The 18,306-nt window shown below is 68.2% G+C and carries 22 protein-coding genes and 1 other RNA gene; 13 read left to right on the top strand and 10 right to left on the bottom strand.

What is annotated here, in order from left to right; genetic code table 11:
• Window positions 1–97 precede the first annotated feature (97 nt).
• Together purB and V7D63_RS05670 are read left to right on the top strand one after the other, a co-directional pair.
• A complete protein-coding gene (gene purB, locus V7D63_RS05675) occupies window positions 98–1,396 on the top strand; it encodes an adenylosuccinate lyase (RefSeq protein ID WP_333591293.1) in 1,299 nt (432 codons plus the stop codon).
• 5 nt (window positions 1,397–1,401) lie between these two features.
• Entirely contained in the window at window positions 1,402–1,896 is a 495-nt protein-coding gene (locus tag V7D63_RS05670) for a DNA-deoxyinosine glycosylase (RefSeq protein ID WP_333591292.1), read from the top strand.
• 159 nt (window positions 1,897–2,055) lie between these two features.
• Here V7D63_RS05670 and V7D63_RS05665 read toward each other — a convergent pair whose 3' ends face one another.
• A complete protein-coding gene (locus V7D63_RS05665; protein ID WP_333591291.1) occupies window positions 2,056–2,379 on the bottom strand; it encodes a DUF1476 domain-containing protein in 324 nt (107 codons plus the stop codon).
• Between the two features lie 250 nt (window positions 2,380–2,629).
• Between V7D63_RS05665 and purC the strand changes: the two genes are divergently transcribed.
• The 8 genes from purC to V7D63_RS05625 all read left to right on the top strand — a co-directional run bounded on the left by purC (window position 2,630) and on the right by V7D63_RS05625 (window position 8,176).
• Window positions 2,630–3,388: a phosphoribosylaminoimidazolesuccinocarboxamide synthase gene (gene purC / locus V7D63_RS05660; protein ID WP_333591290.1), complete on the top strand. Its 759-nt coding sequence runs from the start codon at window positions 2,630–2,632 to the stop codon at window positions 3,386–3,388.
• Window positions 3,388–3,621, top strand: a complete 234-nt coding sequence (gene purS, locus V7D63_RS05655; protein ID WP_333591289.1) for a phosphoribosylformylglycinamidine synthase subunit PurS — start codon at window positions 3,388–3,390, stop codon at window positions 3,619–3,621. Before purC ends, purS begins: the two co-directional genes overlap by 1 nt.
• A complete protein-coding gene (locus tag V7D63_RS05650; protein ID WP_333591288.1) occupies window positions 3,618–3,749 on the top strand; it encodes a hypothetical protein in 132 nt (43 codons plus the stop codon). Before purS ends, V7D63_RS05650 begins: the two co-directional genes overlap by 4 nt.
• A 49-nt stretch (window positions 3,750–3,798) precedes the next feature.
• Complete coding sequence (locus V7D63_RS05645) at window positions 3,799–4,272, top strand: YbhB/YbcL family Raf kinase inhibitor-like protein (protein ID WP_333591287.1); 474 nt, start codon at window positions 3,799–3,801, stop codon at window positions 4,270–4,272.
• Complete coding sequence (locus V7D63_RS05640) at window positions 4,269–4,742, top strand: GIY-YIG nuclease family protein (protein WP_333591286.1); 474 nt, start codon at window positions 4,269–4,271, stop codon at window positions 4,740–4,742. Before V7D63_RS05645 ends, V7D63_RS05640 begins: the two co-directional genes overlap by 4 nt.
• 45 nt (window positions 4,743–4,787) lie before the next feature.
• The gene (gene purQ, locus V7D63_RS05635) at window positions 4,788–5,450 is read left to right on the top strand and encodes a phosphoribosylformylglycinamidine synthase subunit PurQ (RefSeq protein WP_333591285.1); all 663 of its coding nucleotides are present in this window, start codon (window positions 4,788–4,790) and stop codon (window positions 5,448–5,450) included.
• 135 nt (window positions 5,451–5,585) lie between these two features.
• Window positions 5,586–7,802, top strand: coding sequence for a phosphoribosylformylglycinamidine synthase subunit PurL (gene purL / locus V7D63_RS05630; RefSeq protein ID WP_333591284.1), 2,217 nt, complete (start codon window positions 5,586–5,588; stop codon window positions 7,800–7,802).
• The gene (locus tag V7D63_RS05625) at window positions 7,802–8,176 is read left to right on the top strand and encodes a DUF305 domain-containing protein (protein WP_333591283.1); all 375 of its coding nucleotides are present in this window, start codon (window positions 7,802–7,804) and stop codon (window positions 8,174–8,176) included. Before purL ends, V7D63_RS05625 begins: the two co-directional genes overlap by 1 nt.
• A 20-nt stretch (window positions 8,177–8,196) precedes the next feature.
• On the opposite strand, the gene V7D63_RS05620 is transcribed toward V7D63_RS05625, so the two are convergent.
• The 8 genes from V7D63_RS05620 to V7D63_RS05585 all read right to left on the bottom strand — a co-directional run bounded on the left by V7D63_RS05620 (window position 8,197) and on the right by V7D63_RS05585 (window position 12,942).
• Window positions 8,197–9,777 carry a Na+/H+ antiporter gene (locus tag V7D63_RS05620; protein WP_333591282.1) on the bottom strand — a complete coding sequence of 527 codons (1,581 nt, stop codon included), beginning with the start codon at window positions 9,775–9,777 and terminating at the stop codon, window positions 8,197–8,199.
• Between the two features lie 40 nt (window positions 9,778–9,817).
• Window positions 9,818–10,648, bottom strand: a complete 831-nt coding sequence (locus tag V7D63_RS05615; RefSeq protein ID WP_333591281.1) for a TIGR00282 family metallophosphoesterase — start codon at window positions 10,646–10,648, stop codon at window positions 9,818–9,820.
• Window positions 10,645–11,061, bottom strand: a complete 417-nt coding sequence (locus tag V7D63_RS05610) for a type II toxin-antitoxin system VapC family toxin (protein WP_333591280.1) — start codon at window positions 11,059–11,061, stop codon at window positions 10,645–10,647. Before V7D63_RS05610 ends, V7D63_RS05615 begins: the two co-directional genes overlap by 4 nt.
• Complete coding sequence (gene vapB, locus V7D63_RS05605) at window positions 11,062–11,298, bottom strand: type II toxin-antitoxin system VapB family antitoxin (RefSeq protein ID WP_333591279.1); 237 nt, start codon at window positions 11,296–11,298, stop codon at window positions 11,062–11,064. It lies immediately after the preceding gene.
• Between the two features lie 31 nt (window positions 11,299–11,329).
• The gene (locus V7D63_RS05600) at window positions 11,330–11,887 is read right to left on the bottom strand and encodes a 5-formyltetrahydrofolate cyclo-ligase (protein ID WP_333591278.1); all 558 of its coding nucleotides are present in this window, start codon (window positions 11,885–11,887) and stop codon (window positions 11,330–11,332) included.
• Window positions 11,888–12,011: 124 nt separating this feature from the next.
• Window positions 12,012–12,172, bottom strand: a non-coding RNA gene (gene ssrS, locus V7D63_RS05595) — 6S RNA.
• Between the two features lie 198 nt (window positions 12,173–12,370).
• Window positions 12,371–12,694, bottom strand: a complete 324-nt coding sequence (locus V7D63_RS05590) for a cell division protein ZapA (protein WP_333591277.1) — start codon at window positions 12,692–12,694, stop codon at window positions 12,371–12,373.
• Entirely contained in the window at window positions 12,694–12,942 is a 249-nt protein-coding gene (locus tag V7D63_RS05585; protein ID WP_333591276.1) for a hypothetical protein, read from the bottom strand. The genes V7D63_RS05590 and V7D63_RS05585 overlap by 1 nt, the downstream gene beginning before the upstream one ends.
• Before the next feature lie 95 nt (window positions 12,943–13,037).
• On the opposite strand from V7D63_RS05585, the gene tkt reads away from it, so the two are divergent.
• The 3 genes from tkt to purT are packed head-to-tail and all read left to right on the top strand — an operon-like array spanning window position 13,038 to window position 17,072.
• Entirely contained in the window at window positions 13,038–15,032 is a 1,995-nt protein-coding gene (gene tkt, locus V7D63_RS05580) for a transketolase (protein WP_333591275.1), read from the top strand.
• Window positions 15,029–15,871: an alpha/beta hydrolase gene (locus V7D63_RS05575; protein WP_333591274.1), complete on the top strand. Its 843-nt coding sequence runs from the start codon at window positions 15,029–15,031 to the stop codon at window positions 15,869–15,871. The genes tkt and V7D63_RS05575 overlap by 4 nt, the downstream gene beginning before the upstream one ends.
• Window positions 15,872–15,875: 4 nt before the next feature.
• The gene (gene purT / locus V7D63_RS05570) at window positions 15,876–17,072 is read left to right on the top strand and encodes a formate-dependent phosphoribosylglycinamide formyltransferase (protein ID WP_333591273.1); all 1,197 of its coding nucleotides are present in this window, start codon (window positions 15,876–15,878) and stop codon (window positions 17,070–17,072) included.
• Between the two features lie 3 nt (window positions 17,073–17,075).
• On the opposite strand, the gene V7D63_RS05565 is transcribed toward purT, so the two are convergent.
• On the bottom strand, window positions 17,076–18,269 hold the full coding sequence (locus V7D63_RS05565) for a S41 family peptidase (RefSeq protein ID WP_333591272.1): 1,194 nt from the start codon (window positions 18,267–18,269) through the stop codon (window positions 17,076–17,078).
• Window positions 18,270–18,306: the final 37 nt, after the last annotated feature.

The raw sequence follows: 18,306 nt of genomic DNA, 5'->3' as shown, positions 1-18,306 counted from the left end.
CTCCCGGGTTCCAGACGCCGCCGTCGTGAACTGGAACGCCGACACGGGCAAGAGCGGCGGTTGACTTTGCAGACTGTCGGCACGACACCCCGCGCCCATGATCAGCCGCTATTCCCGCCCCGAAGCCGTCGCCCTGTGGTCGCAAGAGACCAAATACCGCATCTGGTTCGAGATCGAGGCCCATGCCGCGACCAAGATGGCCGAACTGGGCGTCATCCCGGTCTCGGCCGCCGAGACCCTGTGGGCCAAGGGCAAGGACGCGGTGTTCGACGCCGACCGCATCGACGAGATCGAACGCACCACCAAGCACGACGTCATCGCCTTTTTGACCCACGTGTCGGAAATCGTGGGCGACGAAGCCCGCTTCCTGCACCAGGGCATGACCTCTTCGGACGTGCTGGACACCTGTTTCGCGGTGCAGTTGGCGCGCTCGACCGACCTGCTGCTGGGCGGGGTTGATCGGGTGCTGGCGGCGCTGGAGACGCGGGCCAAGGAGCACAAATACACCGTCACCGTCGGCCGCAGCCATGGCATCCACGCCGAGCCGGTGACCTTCGGCCTGAAGCTGGCCGGGTACCATGCCGAGTTCCAGCGCGCGCGCCGCCGCCTGGTCACGGCGCGTGAGGAAATCGCCACCTGCGCCATCTCGGGCGCGGTCGGCACCTTCGCCAACGTCGACCCGGCGGTCGAGCAATACGTCGCCGACCAGATGGGGCTTCAGGTCGAGCCGGTCTCGACCCAGGTCATCCCGCGCGACCGCCACGCCGCCTATTTCGCCGCCCTGGGCGTCGTCGCCTCCTCCATCGAGCGCCTGGCGACCGAGATCCGCCATCTGCAGCGCACCGAGGTGCTGGAGGCCGAAGAATTCTTCGACAAGGGCCAGAAAGGCTCGTCGGCCATGCCGCACAAGCGCAATCCGATCCTGACCGAGAACCTGACCGGCCTGGCCCGTCTGGTCCGCTCAAGCGTGACCCCGGCGATGGAGAACGTCGCCCTGTGGCACGAGCGGGACATCAGCCACTCGTCGGTCGAGCGCGGCATCGGCCCGGACGCCACCATCCACCTGGACTTCGCCCTGCACCGTCTGGCCGGGGTGGTCGAACGGCTGAACATCTATCCCGAGAACATGCAGAAGAACCTGGATCGCCTGGGCGGCCTGGTCTTCTCGCAACGGGTCATGCTGGCCCTGACCCAGGCCGGGATCAGCCGCGAGGACGCCTATGCCGCGGTTCAAGAGAACGCCATGAAGGTCTGGCGCGGCGAAGGCCGGTTCATCGACTTCCTGAAGGCCGACCCGCGCGTCACCCTGCCGGGCGAGGACCTGGAGGCCCTGTTCGACCTCGGCTACCACACCAAGCACGTGGACACGGTGTTCCAGCGGGTGTTCGGGGACTGATCGGCGTGGCGGCGACCCGCAAGGCCGCCTTCGATCCCGTCGTCGACGCCGACGCCCGCGTCCTGATTCTCGGCAGTCTGCCAGGCGAGGCCTCACTGGCGGCGGGACGGTATTACGCCCATCCTCGCAACGCCTTCTGGCGGCTGACCGGGGCGGTGATCGGCCACGATCTGGAGGCCATGGACTATGAGACCCGGCTGACGGCCCTGCGTCGGGCCGGGATCGGCCTGTGGGACGTCATCGCCTCGGCCGAACGTTCCGGCAGTCTGGACGCCGCCATCCGCAGCCCCGAAGCGGCCGATCTGCGCGGCCTGGTCGAACGCCTGCCCGGCCTGCGCGCCGTGGCCTTCAACGGCGGGCTGGCGGCGCGGCTGGGCGGCCGCATCCTGGCGCGAGGACCGGCGGCCCTGATCACCCTGCCCTCGTCCAGCCCGGCCCACGCCCGGCCGTTTGAACAGAAGCTGGCCGACTGGCGAAAACTCTCCGCCTGGCTCGATTGACGAATTGCGTTTCGCCGCCGGAACCGGGCGCGGCGACCGTCGTTATCCCGATGCGCACGACGCGATTCCGGGCGGGGCCTTCCCCCGACGCCGCCCGAAGACGAAAGGGCCGCATCGTCCCCGATGCGGCCCTGAGTGCTTTCGACAGGCCTGAGAGACCTATTCGCCGGCGCGGATCTGATCGCGGGCGATCGAGGCCAGTTCGTCCATCTTGGAGCGGATCTCGCCTTCCGACACCGTCAGGCCCGCGCCCTTGAAGTCGCCGGCGATCTTGCGGAACACGTCTTCCTCGCCGGGCTGTTCAAAGTCGGCGCGCACCACGGCCGAGGCGTATTGCTCGACGCCGTCGGCGTTCAGGCCCATCTTCTCGGCCGCCCACAGGCCCAGCAGCTTGTTGCGACGCGCGACCGCCTTGAATTCCTGTTCCTGATCGAGCGCGAACTTGGTTTCAAAGCCCTTTTCCCGATCGTCAAAGGTGGTCATGGGCGTCAGAAGCTCCTGTCGCGGGTCCGGCCCGCCGTCGTCGCCGTCTATAGCCCGACGGCGGATGAACGCAACCTGAGTTCCGCCGCCCGTCACAAAGGCGGGCGTTTGTGTCGCGCACGCGCTTCCGCTAAAGGAGGCGGCGAACCCTCCTTCGCCCGTCCGATTCCGAAATCGCGCCGTCAGGACCCCGCTCCGGCCGCGCGTTTTTTGTTTTCCAGACGGCCAGCGCCCGCCACGGGACCCGACGATGAACGCCAAACGCAAGAAGCTCTACGAAGGCAAGGCCAAGATCCTTTACGAAGGACCCGAGCCGGGCACCCTGATCCAGTATTTCAAGGACGACGCCACCGCCTTCAACGCCCAGAAGAAGGCGGTCCTGGAAGGCAAGGGCGTGATCAACAACCAGATCAGCGAATTCATCATGTCGCGCCTGAACGGCATCGGCGTGACCAACCACTTCATCAAGCGGCTGAACCTGCGCGAGCAGTTGATCCGCGAGGTCGAGATCATCCCGCTGGAGGTGGTGTGCCGCAACATCGTCGCCGGCTCGATGAGCCAGCGCCTGGGCATCGAGGAAGGCACGCCCCTGCCCCGCTCGATCATCGAATTCTACTACAAGAAGGACGAACTCAACGACCCGATGGTGACGGAAGAGCACATCACGGCCTTCAACTGGGCCTCGACCCAGGAACTGGACGACATCCTGGCCATGACCGTGCGCGTCAACGACTATCTGTCCGGCCTGTTCGCCGGGGTCGGCATCACCCTGGTGGACTTCAAGATCGAGTTCGGCCGCATCTGGGAGAACGACTACAGCCGCGTCATCCTAGCCGACGAGATCAGCCCCGATAGCTGCCGCCTGTGGGACATCAACACCGGCGAGAAGCTGGACAAGGACCGTTTCCGCCGCGATCTGGGCGACGTGATCGAAAGCTACACCGAGGTGGCGCGCCGTCTGGGCATCATGAAGGGCATGCCGACGGTGATTCAGGGGGGATTGCACTGATGTCGAAGGTCAAGGTTCACGTCTTCCTGAAGCCTGGCGTGCTGGACGTTCAGGGCAAGGCCGTCGAGGGCGCGCTGAACGGTCTGGGCTGGCCCGGCGCCGCCAATGTGCGCGTCGGCAAGCTGATCGAGTTCGACTATGCGGGCGATGACGTCCAGGCCGAGGTCAAACGCATGTGCGAGACCCTGCTGTCCAACACCGTGATCGAATCCTATCGGATCGAGGTCGCGTGAGCCGGATCGGCAAGCTGTTGCTGGCCGTCTTCATCCTGATCGGCTGTCTGATCTTCGCCTCGGCCCTGTTCGGCGGCCTGATGGACGACCGCGCCTTCACCCCGGCGGCCAAGGAGGCGGCTCACTGAGCCGCGACTCATGCGTTAGGATGGCCGCACTCGTCCGACGGAGCGCGCCATGACCTTCACCCTGACCTCGAACGACCTCACTGACGGCGGCGTCCTGCCCGACGCCCAGGTCAAGGCCAGGGGCGATGCCTCCCCCCACCTGAAATGGTCCGGCGCGCCCGAGGGGACCAAGAGCTACGCCGTCACCTGTTTCGATCCCGACGCCCCCACCGGCTCGGGCTTCTGGCACTGGACCGTCGCCAACATCCCCGCCGACGTGACCGAACTGGCCGCCGGCGCCTCCGCCAGGACCATGCCCGCCGGATCGGTCGAGGGGCGCACCGACTTCGGCCCGTCCAGATTCGGCGGCGCCGCCCCGCCCCCCGGCCACGGCCCGCACCGCTACGTCTTCACCGTCTACGCCGTGGATGTGGAGCACCTAGACCTGACCCCGGACAGTTCCGGCGCCTTCTTCGGCTTCAACATGCATTTCCACGCCCTGGCCGAGGCGAAAATCACGGCGACCTATGAGAACCGGGGTTGAGCGTGGTGGAGGCGGTAAATCGGGAATATGCCCAGCGCATCCTGAGGCCTCCGCAACTCTTCGCCCAGCTCGCTGCCCAGCCCCTAACGCCTATCCGCGGGACGACCTTCCCGAGAACGTCCGCTATCTATGTCTTCTATCAGGATGGTGAGGCCGTCCACGTTGGACGAACCCGGAACCTTCGCCAACGTCTGCGGGGCCACGTCAGCAACAGCCACTACTCGGCTTCATTCGCCTTCAAGCGGGCGCGCAAGGCCACCGGGATCAGCGCCACCTATCGAAAAGGGGAAGGCCGGGCTGATCTCTTGAAGAATCCCATCTTTGAGGCGGCTTTCGCCCACGCACTGGCGGAGGTCCAGGACATGTCCATTCGCTACCTGCCTGTCGATGATCCAATCGATCAGTATCTTTTGGAACTCTACGCTGCGCTTGAGCTAGGCACGTCGCTCTCCGAGTTCGACACCCACTAGACGGCGCCCTGACATCCGCGCCGAAGCCTGCTAAACGCCCGCGCCATGAGCGCAGCCGTCATCGTCTTCCCCGGGTCCAACTGTGATCGCGACTGCAAGGTCGCCGTCGAACGCTCAACCGGCGAGCGGGTCGAGATGGTCTGGCATCAGGAAACCGAACTGCCCCAGGGGCTGGACCTGATCGTCCTGCCGGGCGGCTTCTCCTATGGCGACTATCTGCGCTGCGGCGCCATGGCGGCCCAGTCGCCGATCATGCAGGCGGTGATCAAGGCCGCCGACGACGGCGTGGCCGTGGTCGGCATCTGCAACGGCTTCCAGATCCTGTGCGAGGCGGGCCTGCTGCCCGGCGCCCTGATGCGCAATGCGGGCCTGAAATACGTCTGCAAGCCCATCACACTGGAAGTCACCAACGGCCAGACCCGCTTCACCTCGGCCTATCAGGGGCGCCGCGAGGTGGTGATGACCCAGGGCAACGGCGACGGAAACTATTTCGCCGACGCCGAGACCCTGGCCCGCATCGAGGGCGAGGGCCAGGTGGTGTTCCGCTATGTCGATAATCCCAACGGTTCGGTCGCCGACATCGCCGGCCTTCAGAACGCGCGCGGCAACGTCCTGGGCATGATGCCCCACCCCGACCGGGCCTTCGAGGCCGAGCTGGGTTCCGCCGACGGCGCCGACCTGTTCCGGTCGATCTACGCGGCGGCCTGAACCGGGTCAGGCGCGCGAATCCCGCCGCGACGCGAGACCCCGACCACCCTTCCTGTAACCTAGGATCACCCACGGCCCGTCTTCCGCGGACGCGAAGGCTGACACGCTGCCCTTCTGCCGCTAGAAGGCGCCCCCATGAGCGCTCCCCAGAAGACCATGGCCGAATTGGCCGCCGAATACGGCCTGGCCCCCAATGAATATCAGGTCGTCCTAGACCGACTGGGGCGAGAGCCGAACCAGGTCGAACTGGGCGTCTTCTCGGTCATGTGGTCCGAGCACTGCTCCTACAAATCGTCCAAGACCCACCTGGGCAAATTCCCGACCAAGGGACCGCGCGTCATCTGCGGGCCGGGCGAGAACGCCGGGGTCATCGACATCGACGACGGCGACGCCTGCATCTTCAAGATGGAGAGCCACAACCACCCCAGCTTCATCGAACCCTATCAGGGCGCGGCGACCGGCGTGGGCGGCATCATGCGCGACGTCTTCACCATGGGCGCGCGGCCGGTGGCCCTGCTGAACGCCCTGCGCTTCGGCGATCCCAGCCACGAGAAGTCGCGGCGGCTGGTCACCGGCGTCGTTTCGGGCATTGGCGGCTACGGCAACTGCGTCGGCGTGCCGACAGTAGCGGGCGAGACCAATTTCCACCGCGGCTACAACGGCAACATCCTGGTCAACGCCATGTGCGTGGGCCTGGCGAAAGCCGACAGCATCTTCTATTCGGCCGCGCCCTCGGCGGGCCTGTCGGTGGTCTATTTCGGCTCCAAGACCGGGCGCGACGGCATCCACGGCGCCACCATGTCTTCGGCCGAGTTCGACGACGAGTCGGAATCCAAGCGCCCCACCGTCCAGGTCGGCGATCCCTTCGCCGAGAAGCTGTTGATCGAGGCGACGCTGGAGCTGATGGCGTCCGGCGCCGTGGCCGCCATTCAGGACATGGGCGCGGCGGGTCTCACGTCCTCGTCCGTCGAAATGGCCGGCAAGGGCGGCGTGGGCATCGAGCTGAACATGGACGCCGTGCCCCAGCGCGAAGAGGGCATGACGGCCTATGAGATGATGCTGTCGGAAAGCCAGGAACGGATGCTGGCGGTGCTGAAGCCGGGCCGCGAGGACGACGGCCATCGCATCTTCAAGAAATGGGGCCTGGACGCCGCCATCATCGGCGTGACCACCGACACCGGCCGTCTGGTGCTGAAGCATCATGGCCAGACCGTCTGCGACGTGCCCCTGGCGCCGCTGTTCGACGACGCGCCCCTGTATGATCGTCCGTGGGTCCAACCCGAGCTTCAGCCGCGTCTCGACCCCAAGGCCGTGCCCGCTCCCGAAAGCTGGCCCGACGCCGTGTTGAACGTCGTCTGCTGCCCCGACATGGCTTCCAAACGCTGGATCTGGGAACAGTACGACCGCCACGTCATGGCCGACACCCTGCAGGATTCGGCCACCGGCGCCGATGCGGGCGTGGTGCGGGTGCATGGCACGGACAAGGGCCTGGCCGTCACCTCGGACTGCACCCCGCGCTATGTCCAGAACGATCCCTATGAAGGCGGCAAACAGTGCGTGGCCGAGGCCTGGCGCAACCTGACCGCCGTCGGCAGCCGCCCCATCGCCATCACCGACAACCTCAACTTCGGCAATCCGCAGCGGCCCGAGATCATGGGCCAGATCGTGCGCGCCATCGACGGCATGGCCGAGGCCTGCCGCGAGCTGGACTTCCCGGTCGTGAGCGGCAACGTCAGCCTGTACAATGAGACCAACGGCGTCGCCATTCCGCCGACCCCGACGGTCGGCGCGGTCGGCCTGTTGCCCAACTATGACGTGACGGCCGGTTTCGGCGGCATGGCCGAGGGCGACGTTCTGGTGCTGATCGGCGAGACGCGCGGCGAACTGGGCGCCAGCCTGTATCTGCGCGAAGTGCTGGGCCGCGAGGACGGCGCCCCGCCGCCGGTCGATCTGAAGCTGGAGCGCAAGACCGGCGACTTCGTGCGCGGCCTGATCGAGGCGGGCGAACTGACCTGCGTGCACGACCTGTCGGACGGCGGCCTGATCGGGGCGGCGGCCGACCTGGCCCTGGCGGGCGACTGCGGCGTCGAACTGGACGCCAGCAGCGAGGCTCACGCCCATGTCTTCCTGTTCGGCGAGGACCAGGCCCGCTACCTGACCGCCGTCGCCGATCCCGTCGATCTGATCGCCAAGGCCCAGGCGGCGGGGCTGCACGCCTCGGTCGTCGGCCGCGCCAAGGGCCGCGACTTCACCTCGACCGGTCCCAAGGGCGAGCTGTTCCGCATCCCGCTGGACCACCTGCGCGAGATGCACGAAGGCTGGATGCCGAACTGGATCGAAGGACGCGTCTGATGCGTCTCGTCCTGGTCGCTGTCTCCCTGCTGGCCCTGGCCGCCTGCGACGGCGGCGGCGATCCGGTACAGCAGGCCCTGCGCGACGCGGCGGCCGAGCGTCAGGCCGCGGCGATCCAAGACGGCGCCGTCTCCGGCCCGGCCCATGTCGAACACGCGCCCTCGCCCGGGGCGGGCGACGCCGCATCCGGCGACACTGTCGATGCCGCCTATATCGCCAAGATGATCGCCCACCACGAGGGTGCGGTGGAAATGGCCCGGGTCGCCCTGCGCGACAGCCGAGACCCCGAAATCCGCCGCATGGCCCAGGCCGTGATCGACGCCCAGACCCGCGAGATCGCCGAAATGCGCGCCTGGAAACCGGCGACGGACTGAGAGGCCCGCCGTCCGGCCGCCTATTCGCTGCGCTGGAACATCACGCCCAGTTCCTCGACATCCAGGTCGCGCTCCAGGCTGTGCAGCACCTCGTCCTCGATCAGGCCCTTGCGGTGCAGGTCGATCAGGGCCGCGCGGCCCGCGGCGATGCAGTCGAGCACCGCATCGAACTGGGGCTGCATGTCCTCCAGCTCGGTCTGGGCGTTCTGCGCATAGCGTTCCATGAAGGTCACCCGCCGGGTGTGCAGCTCCAGCATCTGGGGATGCCGCACCGTGCCGTCCGGCGCGTGGGCGAAGGCGTGGATCACGCTGTGTTTGGCCCGCGCGATGATCAGTTCGGCCTGGGCCATGCTGGTCTCGGCCTGCGGCTCCAGGTCGACGGGTCGGACCAGGCGGATCAGCCAGCCCAGGCTGGACCCCTGCAAGATGATGGTGACGAAGATCACCGCGAAGGCCGATATCAGGATCAGGTCGCGCCCCGGCATGTCGATCGGCGTCGTCAGGGCGATGGCCAGGGTGACGACGCCGCGCATCCCGGCCCAGCTCAGAACCGTGGCCTGACGCCAGCCCAGGGGGGTTCGCTTGCGCCCCAGTCTGTGGGCCAGGGTCAGAAAGCCGTCGGCCGCGAAGATCCAGACGAAGCGCGCCACGGCGACGGTCACCACCACGCCCAGCACGGCCAAGACCGTCGTGGTCTCCAGACCGCCCGCCTCGCCCATCCGCTCGATCACGCCGCGCAGGGAGAAGCCGATCAGGATGAAGACCAGCGCCTCCAACACGAAACTGGTCAGCTCCGCCACCGCGCGTCCTTGCAGACGGACCCCGGCGGGAATGACGGTGTGCTGATGCCAGCCCTGCACCAGGCCCGCGACGACCACGGCGATGACGCCCGACACGTGCAAGGCCTCGCCGGCCAGATAGGCCACCCAGCTCAACAGCAGGGTGGCGCCGATGATCAGCATGCGGTCATGCAGCCGCTGAACGATGAAATACCAAGCATAGCCGATCGCCAGGCCCACGATCACGCCGCCGACGGCCAGGATTGAGAAACTCCACGCCGCCTGGCCCAGGCTGAAGGCGCCGGTCAGGGCCGCCGCGACCGCGAAGCGGAACACGATCAGGCCCGTCGCATCGTTCAGCAGGCTTTCGCCCTCCAGCAATGTGGTCAGACGGCGGGGAATCGACACCCCCTTCAGCACCGCGCGCGCCGACACCGCGTCCGGCGGCGAGACGACGGCGCCCAGGGCGAAACACGCCCCCCACGGCAGGGATGGAACCAGCCAGTGCGTCACCACCCCGACCGCCAAGGTGGTGAAGATCACCGCCCCCACGGCCAGGGACAGAATGCCCGCCAAATGTCGCCGGAACCGCCCCAAGGCGGTGTGGAAGGCGCCGTCGACCAGCAGCGGCGGCAGGAACAGGGCCAGGGCCAGCGAGGGGTCCAGAACGACCTCCGGCAAGCCGGGCACGAAGGCGATGGCGCCGCCGCCGACCAGCAGCACGGTGGCCGGCGGCCACTTCAGCTTCAACGCCACCCAGTGCAGTGCGAACACCAGCGCCAGGAGGATCAAAATCACTTCAAAGGTTTCAACCGCGTGCATCCCGCCCCTCTTGCATCACGTCCTCAAGTCGCGATCCCGTTCAGCCGTCGCCGGGGCGGGGGACCGCCTGGCTCAGCCTTCCGCCCACGCGAATCGGCTCGATGCGCGTCGCCAGCCCCGTCCGGTCGTCGGTCTCGACATAGACGCCGCAGATGGTCGCCGGGCCGCTGGCCGGACTGTAGCGGCCGCCCGATATCCGCGTCGTGAACCGGCGCAGCGGCTCTTCCTTTTCGTTGCCGATGACGCTGTCGTAGTCGCAACAGCCCCCGGCGTCGGTCTGATAGGCCGTGCCGCCGGGCAGGATCTGGCAGTCCGCGGTCGGCACATGGGTGTGGGTGCCCACCACCAGCGACGCCCGCCCGTCGCAGAAATGGCCCATGGCCATCTTCTCAGAGGTCGCCTCGCAATGCATGTCGACGATGATCGCATCGGCCGCCAGGCCCAGCGGACAGGCCGCCAGCTCCTTCTCGACCGCGCCGAAGGGGTCGTCCATCGGGTCCATGTGCACCCGCCCCAGCACGTTCATGACCAGAACCGTCCGCCCCGAGTGGGTCTCGAACAGATTGGCCCCTGCGCCCGGCGCGTCCATCAGGCGCGGATAGTTCAGCGGCCGGATCAGCCGCGGCTCGCGCACGATATAGGTCAGGGCCTCGCGCTGGTCCCAGCTATGGTTGCCCAGGGTCAGACAGTCGGCCCCGGCCATAAACAGCTCATTGGCCGTCGATTCCGTGATGCCGAAGCCGCCCGCCGCATTCTCGGCGTTGACCACCACGAAATCGAGCTTCAGGTCGCGCTTCAGCCCCGGCAGGTGATCACTGAGACCATCCCTGCCCGACTTGCCGACCACATCGCCGAAGAACGCCAATCTCATAGGTGAGGTCCCGCAGGCCCGGCGGGCCAATCCTCGCAGCGGAGACCCGCCACGCGCTCGAATTCCCGCAAATTGCCGGTCACGACAATGAGTGATCGGCTTCGGGCATGACCGGCGATCAACAGATCATTGGCGCCGATCATCAATCCGCGTCGTTGCAGGTCGGCCTTGATGTCGGCCGCGTGATCGGCGGCGGAAGCGTCGAATTCCAGAACGGCCAACCGCGCCAACAGCGCCTCGACAGCCTCGCGATGCTCGGTGGGTCGACCAGACATCAGGGCGCCGTGCATCAGTTCATGACGCACGATCGAAGAGGTGAAGAGATCACCCGCATGGGCGTTCAGCCGCTCCGCCACAGCCCTCGAGCGGTTGCGCAACAGGCGCACGCAAATATCGGAATCCAGCAGATACACTCAGTCCAGCCTGATCGGCGCGGTGTCGTCGATCACATCTTCGGCGATGCGGATGTCGATGGCCGGTGCGGCGAAGAAATCGTCCCACAGGGCGTTCGTCGGCACCAGACGCAGCGTCTTACCCTCCTGGATGACGGTGACTTCCTTCACCCCGTCGGGAAAAGCCACGGCCTTGGGCAGGCGAACAGCCTGGGAGCGGTTGGACTTGAAAATGGTCGCCTTCAGCGGAGCGGTCATGCCCTGAATGTCCGCTCGCCGATGGTATATGTCAATGGGATATGCCGTCGTACGGCCTATAACCCGCCTCGGTCAGAACCCCATCCAGGGCCATGTCGTGCCGCTGCACCGGCAGGCGTTCGACCGCCTGCCCGGCATAGGCCAGGCCGATCCGCGTCACGTTCGGACGCGCGGCGAAGGTGCGGTCGTAATAGCCCCCGCCCTGGCCCAGCCGCCCGCCCCAGGCGTCGAAGGCCAGCAGCGGGCACAGGATCAGGCCCGGATCGACTGTCGCGCTCAGCGGCAGGGGCGCCGGACAGCCCGCCAGGTCCATCTCCAGCGGCTCGCCGGGACTCCAGCGCCGGAAGATCAACGGCGCGTCCCGCTCGATCGTCACCGGCAGACACAGCGACCGTCCGGCGGCCAACAGGGCGCGAGCCAGGGGCGCGGGGTCCAGTTCGGACCCGACAGCGACATACAGGGCGACGGGTTCACCTGACGGCAGGTCGGCGGCGTGATCCGCGACACGGCCCGCCGCCAATGGATCAGCCTGCGCCAGACGTTTCCTCAACGCCCGCGCCTCCGCCCGAAGTTCGGATTTGGAGATCACGTCCCGCCCTCTGCCCACGAGGCTCCGCGTGGCGCGAACTCGCGCATAGCGGCCCCTTCAAGCAGCGAGCGACCGCGTCGCGAGCGGTAGGGCAAAGAGGAGTAGGGCAAAGAGGAAAAGGGTTGGCGGCGCCGCGAGAACCGTGGAGGACTGTTCAATCCTCTCGACCTGGATAACCAGGTGGGCGCCGTGTGCCCAGACCCTCGGGTCCAGACAGGGACAGCTCCCTTCGAGTGAATTAAGGTCGCGAGGATAAGTCGCCTCCGACGAGAGCCGCAGCAAGACCCGCCGTCGGTCAAGATAGGCCCTGACCCGGGACGGAACAATGGCGGGCGCACACGGCTCATCCTCTTCCGATCATCCCCGCGAAAGCGGGATCCAGTCCTTTGGGCGATGTAGCCGTGCGTGATGTCCGCCAGACCTGCCCCACGATTGCACCTGCGGTTCTCACTGGGTCCCCGCTTTCGCGGGGATGAGCGGAGTCTAAAGGCTCTGCGCGATCTTCTCGATGCGCGCGGCCACGGCGTTCAGGGCCTCGGCCACGCCCGCCTCGCCGCCGTCGGTCGGCGCGGCGCCGTTCAGCGCGGGCGCCGCCGGTTGGGCTAGCCGCGCTTCTTGCAGTTCGTCGGCCAGCACCAGGGCGGCCATCAGGAACAGGCGGATGTCGCCGACATTGCCGACGTCGCGGCCGACCTGGCGCACATGGGCGTCGAACTGGCGCGCCAGGATGCGCACCCGCTCCTCCTGGCCGTCGGCGCAGCCCACGGCATAGGGGCGGCCGTTGATGTCGACGGTGACGGTCGCCATCAGCCTGCCTCGCCCAGCATGTCGCGCAACTCCTCGGCCGCTTGGGCCAACATTTCGGACGCCTCGCGCCCGGCGGCCTCCAGCTCGGCGATGCGGGTGGCGGCGGCGGGATCATGCGTGGCGAACAGGTCGCCGTCCTCGGCGGTCCCGACGGCGGCGGTGCGCGCCTTCAGGTCCAGCGCACGGCGCTCCAGCGCGGCCAGGGCGCGGTCGATCCTCTGTTTCGCGGCGGTCGTGGCGTCGGCCATCGGGTCGCTTCCTCCAGATTCCGTATAGAACCCGCCCGCGCGTCGGGGTAAAGCGGCGCGCCTCCCTTTTTCCGCCGTTCCCCGAAGGTCCCGCCATGACCAAAGCCGCCCCCGCACCTGAAAAGGCCACACCCAAACAGATGGCCGACGCGATCCGCGTGCTGGCGATGGACGGGGTGGAGAAGGCCAACAGCGGCCACCCCGGCATGCCGATGGGCATGGCCGATGCGGCCACGGTGCTGTTCTCGAAATTCCTGAAGTTCGACGCCTCGCGTCCCGACTGGGCCGACCGCGACCGCTTCATCCTGTCGGCCGGGCACGGCTCGATGCTGATCTACGCCCTGTTGCACCTGACCGGCTACAAGGCCGCGACCAAGGAACAGTTGTCCAACTTCCGCCAATGGGGGTCCAAGACCGCCGGTCACCCCGAGTACGGCCATATGCCGGGCGTGGAGACCACCACCGGTCCCCTGGGCCAAGGCCTGGCCAACGCCGTCGGCTTCGCCATGGCCGAGCGTCATCTGGCCGCGCGCTTCGGCGAGGATCTGGTCGATCACCGCACCTGGGTCATCGCCGGCGACGGCTGTCTGATGGAGGGGGTGTCGCAAGAGGCCATCGCCCTGGCCGGCCGCTATCGCCTGAACAAGCTGACCGTTCTGTGGGACGACAACGCCATCACCATCGACGGGGCCGTCGGCCTGTCGGACGCCACCGACCAGAAGGCGCGCTTCAAGGCCTCGGGCTGGGCGGTCAAGGCCGTCGACGGCCACGACATGAAGGCGATCAAGTCGGCGCTGCAATGGGCGACCCGTCAGGACAAGCCGACCCTGATCGCCTGCAAGACCAAGATCGGCCGCGGCGCCGCCACCATGGAAGGCAGCCACAAGACCCACGGCGCGGCCCTGGGCGCCGCCGAGATCGCCGCCACCCGTCTGGGCCTGGGTTGGAATCATCCCCCCTTCGAGCTGCCCGAAGCCATCGACAAGGCCTGGAAGAAGGTCGGCCGCAAGGGCGCCAAGGCCCGCAAGGCGTGGGAGGCGCGCCTGGCCGCCTCGAAACAGGCCGCCGACTTCACCCGCGCCATGAAGGGCGACCTGCCCGCCGACGCCTTCGCCAAGCTGGAGGCCAAGATCGCCGAACTGGTCGAGACCAAGCCCGCGCAGGCCACGCGCCAGTCGTCGGGCGCCGCGCTCGATGAGCTGTTCAGCGCCGTCCCCGAGATGGTCGGCGGCTCGGCCGATCTGACCGGCTCGAACAACACCTTCGTCAAGGGCACGCCGATCTTCGACGCGCCCGACTATGTGGGCCGTTACGTCAACTGGGGCATCCGCGAGCACGGCATGGCCGCCGCCATGAACGGCATGGCCCTGCACGGCGGGGTCATCCCTTACGGCGGCACCTTCATGGTGTTTTCGGACTACAGCCGCCCGTCGATCCGTCTGGCAGCCCTGATGGGCATTCGCGTCGTCCATGTGCTGACCCACGATTCCATCGGCCTGGGCGAGGACGGCCCGACGCACCAGCCGGTCGAGCACCTGGCCGCCCTGCGCGCCATCCCCAACCTGCTGGTCTTCCGCCCCGCCGACACGATCGAGACCATGGAGTGCTGGAAGCTGGCGCTGGAGCACAAGACCGCGCCGTCGGCCATGGCCCTGTCGCGCCAGAAGACCGCGGCGGTGCGCACCACGGCGGCCAGTGAAAACCGCTCGGCGCGGGGCGCTTATGAGCTGAAGGCCGCGAACGGGACGGCCAAGGTCACCCTGTTCGCCACCGGCACCGAGGTTCCCATCGCCCTGAAGGCCGCCGAGACGCTGGAGGCCGAAGGAACCCCGACCCGCGTCGTCTCGGTTCCCTGTTTCGAACTGTTCGACCGGCAGAGCGCGAAATACCAGGCCGAGATCATCGGCAAGGGCACGGCCCGCGTCGCCGTCGAGGCCGCCATCCGTCAGGGCTGGGACCGTTTCATCGGCGAGGACGGCGGCTTCGTCGGCATGGCCGGCTTCGGCGCCAGCGCCCCGGCCGAGGTCCTGTACCGCGAATTCGGCATCACGGCCGAGGCCGTGGTCGCGGCGGCCAAGGCGCGTTTGTGATCCTGCGCGTCCTGGCCCTGGCCGCCGCCCTGCTGCTGGCGCCGGCGACGGCTTCAGCCCAGACGGTCGTGTTCGAGGGACCGACGCCCGTGTCCATCGGCGACGGCTATCGCCTGACCAGCGCGGTGATGGGCCAGGATCGCGAGATCAACGTCTGGCTGCCGCCCAGCTATGCCCAGGGCCAGCGCCGCTATCCGGTCGTCTATCTGCTGGACGGCGGCCTGGTCGCCCAGGACTTCCATCACATCAGCGGCCTGGCCCAGCTCGGCGCCATCTCCGGCATGATGGACGAGGTCATCGTGGTCGGCGTGGCCTCGGGTGATCGTCGCAACGAACTGACGCCCCCGGCCTCCGATCCCGAGATCCTGGCCCAGATCCCGACCCATGGCGGCTCGGCGCGGTTCCGCCGCTTCCTGACCGACGAGGTCCAGCCCTTCATCGACGGCCGCTATCGCACCAGCGGCGAGACGACCGTGATCGGCGAGAGCCTGGCGGGCCTGTTCATCGTCGAGACCTTCCTGGTCCAGCCGACCCTGTTCGACCGCTATGTCGCCATCAGCCCCAGCCTGTGGTGGGATCGCCAAAAGCTGTCCAAGGACGCCGCCGCCCTGCTGGCCGCCCATCCCCAGGGCGACCGCACCCTTTTGCTGACCATCGCCGACGAGGGCGGCCAGATGCAGTCGGGCATGGACCGGCTGGTTCGCACCCTGCGGTCCTCGGCGCCGCGCGGCCTGGTGTGGGACTACCAGCCCCGTCATCACGAACAGCATTCGACCATCTATCACGGCGCGGCGATGGACTTCCTGCGCCGCCTCTATCCGGCCCCGACCCAGGACTGATCCCATGACCCGCATCGGCACCCCGCTTTCCGACACGGCCACGCGCGTCATGCTGCTGGGCGCAGGCGAGCTGGGCAAGGAAGTCGCCATCGAGCTGCAACGGCTGGGCGCCGAGGTCATCGCCGTCGACCGCTATCCCAACGCCCCGGCCATGCAGGTGGCCCATCGCAGCCACGTCATCCCCATGACCGACCCCCAGGTGCTGAACGGCCTGATCATGGCCGAGGCCCCGCACATCATCGTGCCCGAGATCGAGGCCATCGCCACCGACGCCCTGGCCGCCATCGAGGCGGCGGGCCTGGCGGTCGTCATCCCCACCGCCCGTGCCGCGCAACTGACCATGAACCGCGAGGGCATTCGCCGCCTGGCGGCCGAGGACCTGGGCCTGCCGACCAGCCCCTACGCCTTCGCCGGCTCGGCCGCCGAACTGGCCGAAGCCGCGCATCGCATCGGCCTGCCGGTCTTCGTCAAGCCGGTCATGTCGTCCTCGGGCAAGGGCCAGAGCGTCATCGAGGCGCTGGAAGACGCCCCCAACGCCTGGGCCTATGCGCAATCCGGCGGCCGCGTCGACACGGCTCGGGTCATCGTCGAGGGACGTGTCGATTTCGACTTCGAGATCACCCTGCTGACCGTGCGCTCGCTGCGGAACGGCGCCGTGGTCACCGACTTCTGCGACCCCATCGGCCACCGCCAGGTCCAGGGCGACTATGTCGAAAGCTGGCAGCCCCAGGCCATGACCCCCGCCGCCCTGACCCGCGCGCAAGAGATCGCGGCCAAGGTCACCGAGGCGCTGGGCGGCCTGGGCGTCTTCGGGGTGGAGCTGTTCATCAAGGGCGACGCGGTCTGGTTTTCAGAGGTGTCGCCGCGTCCGCACGACACCGGCCTGGTGACCCTGGCCACCCAGGTCCAGTCCGAGTTCGCCCTGCACGCCCGCGCCATCCTGGGTCTGCCGGTCGATGTGACCCGCCGCGACATCGGCGCCAGCGCCGTCATCTATGGCGGCATGGACGCCCAGGGCGTCGTCTTTGAGGGCCTGGCCGAGGCCCTGTCCGTGCCCACCGCCGACCTGCGTCTGTTCGGCAAGCCGGAAGCCTATGAACGCCGCCGCATGGGCGTGGCGACCGCGCGCGGCGACACCGTCGATCAGGCTCGGGAGCGGGCGCGTGAGGCGGCCGACAAGGTCAGGGTCGTCGCTTCCTGATCCCTATCCCGGCGGATTGTTTTCGGACAGCAACCGTATCGCCGCCTCCAACTGCGGATCGCGCCCCGCGCGCCGGTCCTCGGCCGTGCGGGCCACGATCGCGTCCGGCGTCAGGCCGTTCTTCTCCAGCCGCCGCCCGTCGCGCATGATCAGGTCGGCGCGGCTTAGGCTCAATCGCCCGCCGTCCGGCAGGCTGGTGTCCTGCGAAATCAGCACCGCCCCCGCCGTCCGCTCGCCCACCACAACGGCGCGCCGTGACTGTTGCAGGGCGGCGGGCGTCAGTTCGGCGGCGCTGCGGCTGGACCCGTCGACCAGCACGGCCAGGTCGTTGGCGACCGGCGTCGCGCGCCCGTCGCAGTCGGTCTCGGTCCTCAGCAGAACGACCCGGCCCGTCCGGCCCGTCCGGCGCGCCCAGTCCTCGCCACGCGGCAGGAAACAGGCCAGCACCGCCTCCACCTCCATCAGCCGCCCGCCGGGATTGCCGCGCAGGTCCAGCACCACATCGGTCTCGCTGGGCAGGCCGCGCAACTGTTCGGCCACCCAGCGGCCCAGCCCGGCCTCGAACCCTTCGGCGCGCAGCACCAGCACGCCCGGCCGCGACCGATCCGCGCTGAAGGCCGGAACCGGCTCCATGACCCGCGGCGTCACCACCGTCTCGCGCTCGGCGCCGGTGTCGTCGATCAGGGTCAGGGTCACCGGCCGCCCCTCGACCACATCGAACTCGGGACCCCAGTCCCGGCCGTCGACCGCCCGCAGCCGCCAGCCCAGACCGATGCCCGCCTCATCGGCCGGAGAGCCGGAGCGCACCTGTTCGACGCGATAGGTCTCGCCCTCCTCGCGCGCCAGGGTGAAGCCGATCACCGCCCGGCGCTGGCGCAGCCGTTCCTGGCGTCGCACCGAGGCCGGCGGCTGGGCGCCCGCATGGTCGTCGTCCAGCAGGTCCAGCATCCCCGACAGGGCGCGATACAGTCCGCGGTCGTCGACCGCCGCCAGGGCCTGAGGGCGGTACCGGTCGCGCGCCGCCTGCCAGTCCACGCCGTGCAGATGCGGGTCGTAATAGGTGCGCCGCACCTCGTTCCACACCCGGTCGAACACGCGCTGGTTCATGCGCATCCGATCCGGCGACGGCGCCTGAGCCGAGACTGGTTGAGCCAGCAGGACGGCGAACACGCAAAGGACGGACGACAGACGCTTCATGCCCGCCAGTAAGCCGCGAAGACGCGCGGTCTCGCAA

Origin of the sequence: Brevundimonas sp. (genome assembly GCF_036732845.1) — a bacterium.
Classification (GTDB): Bacteria; Pseudomonadota; Alphaproteobacteria; order Caulobacterales; family Caulobacteraceae; genus Brevundimonas.
Note: the sequence above shows the minus strand (reverse complement) of the source record. Positions and strands in the feature narration are given on the sequence as shown.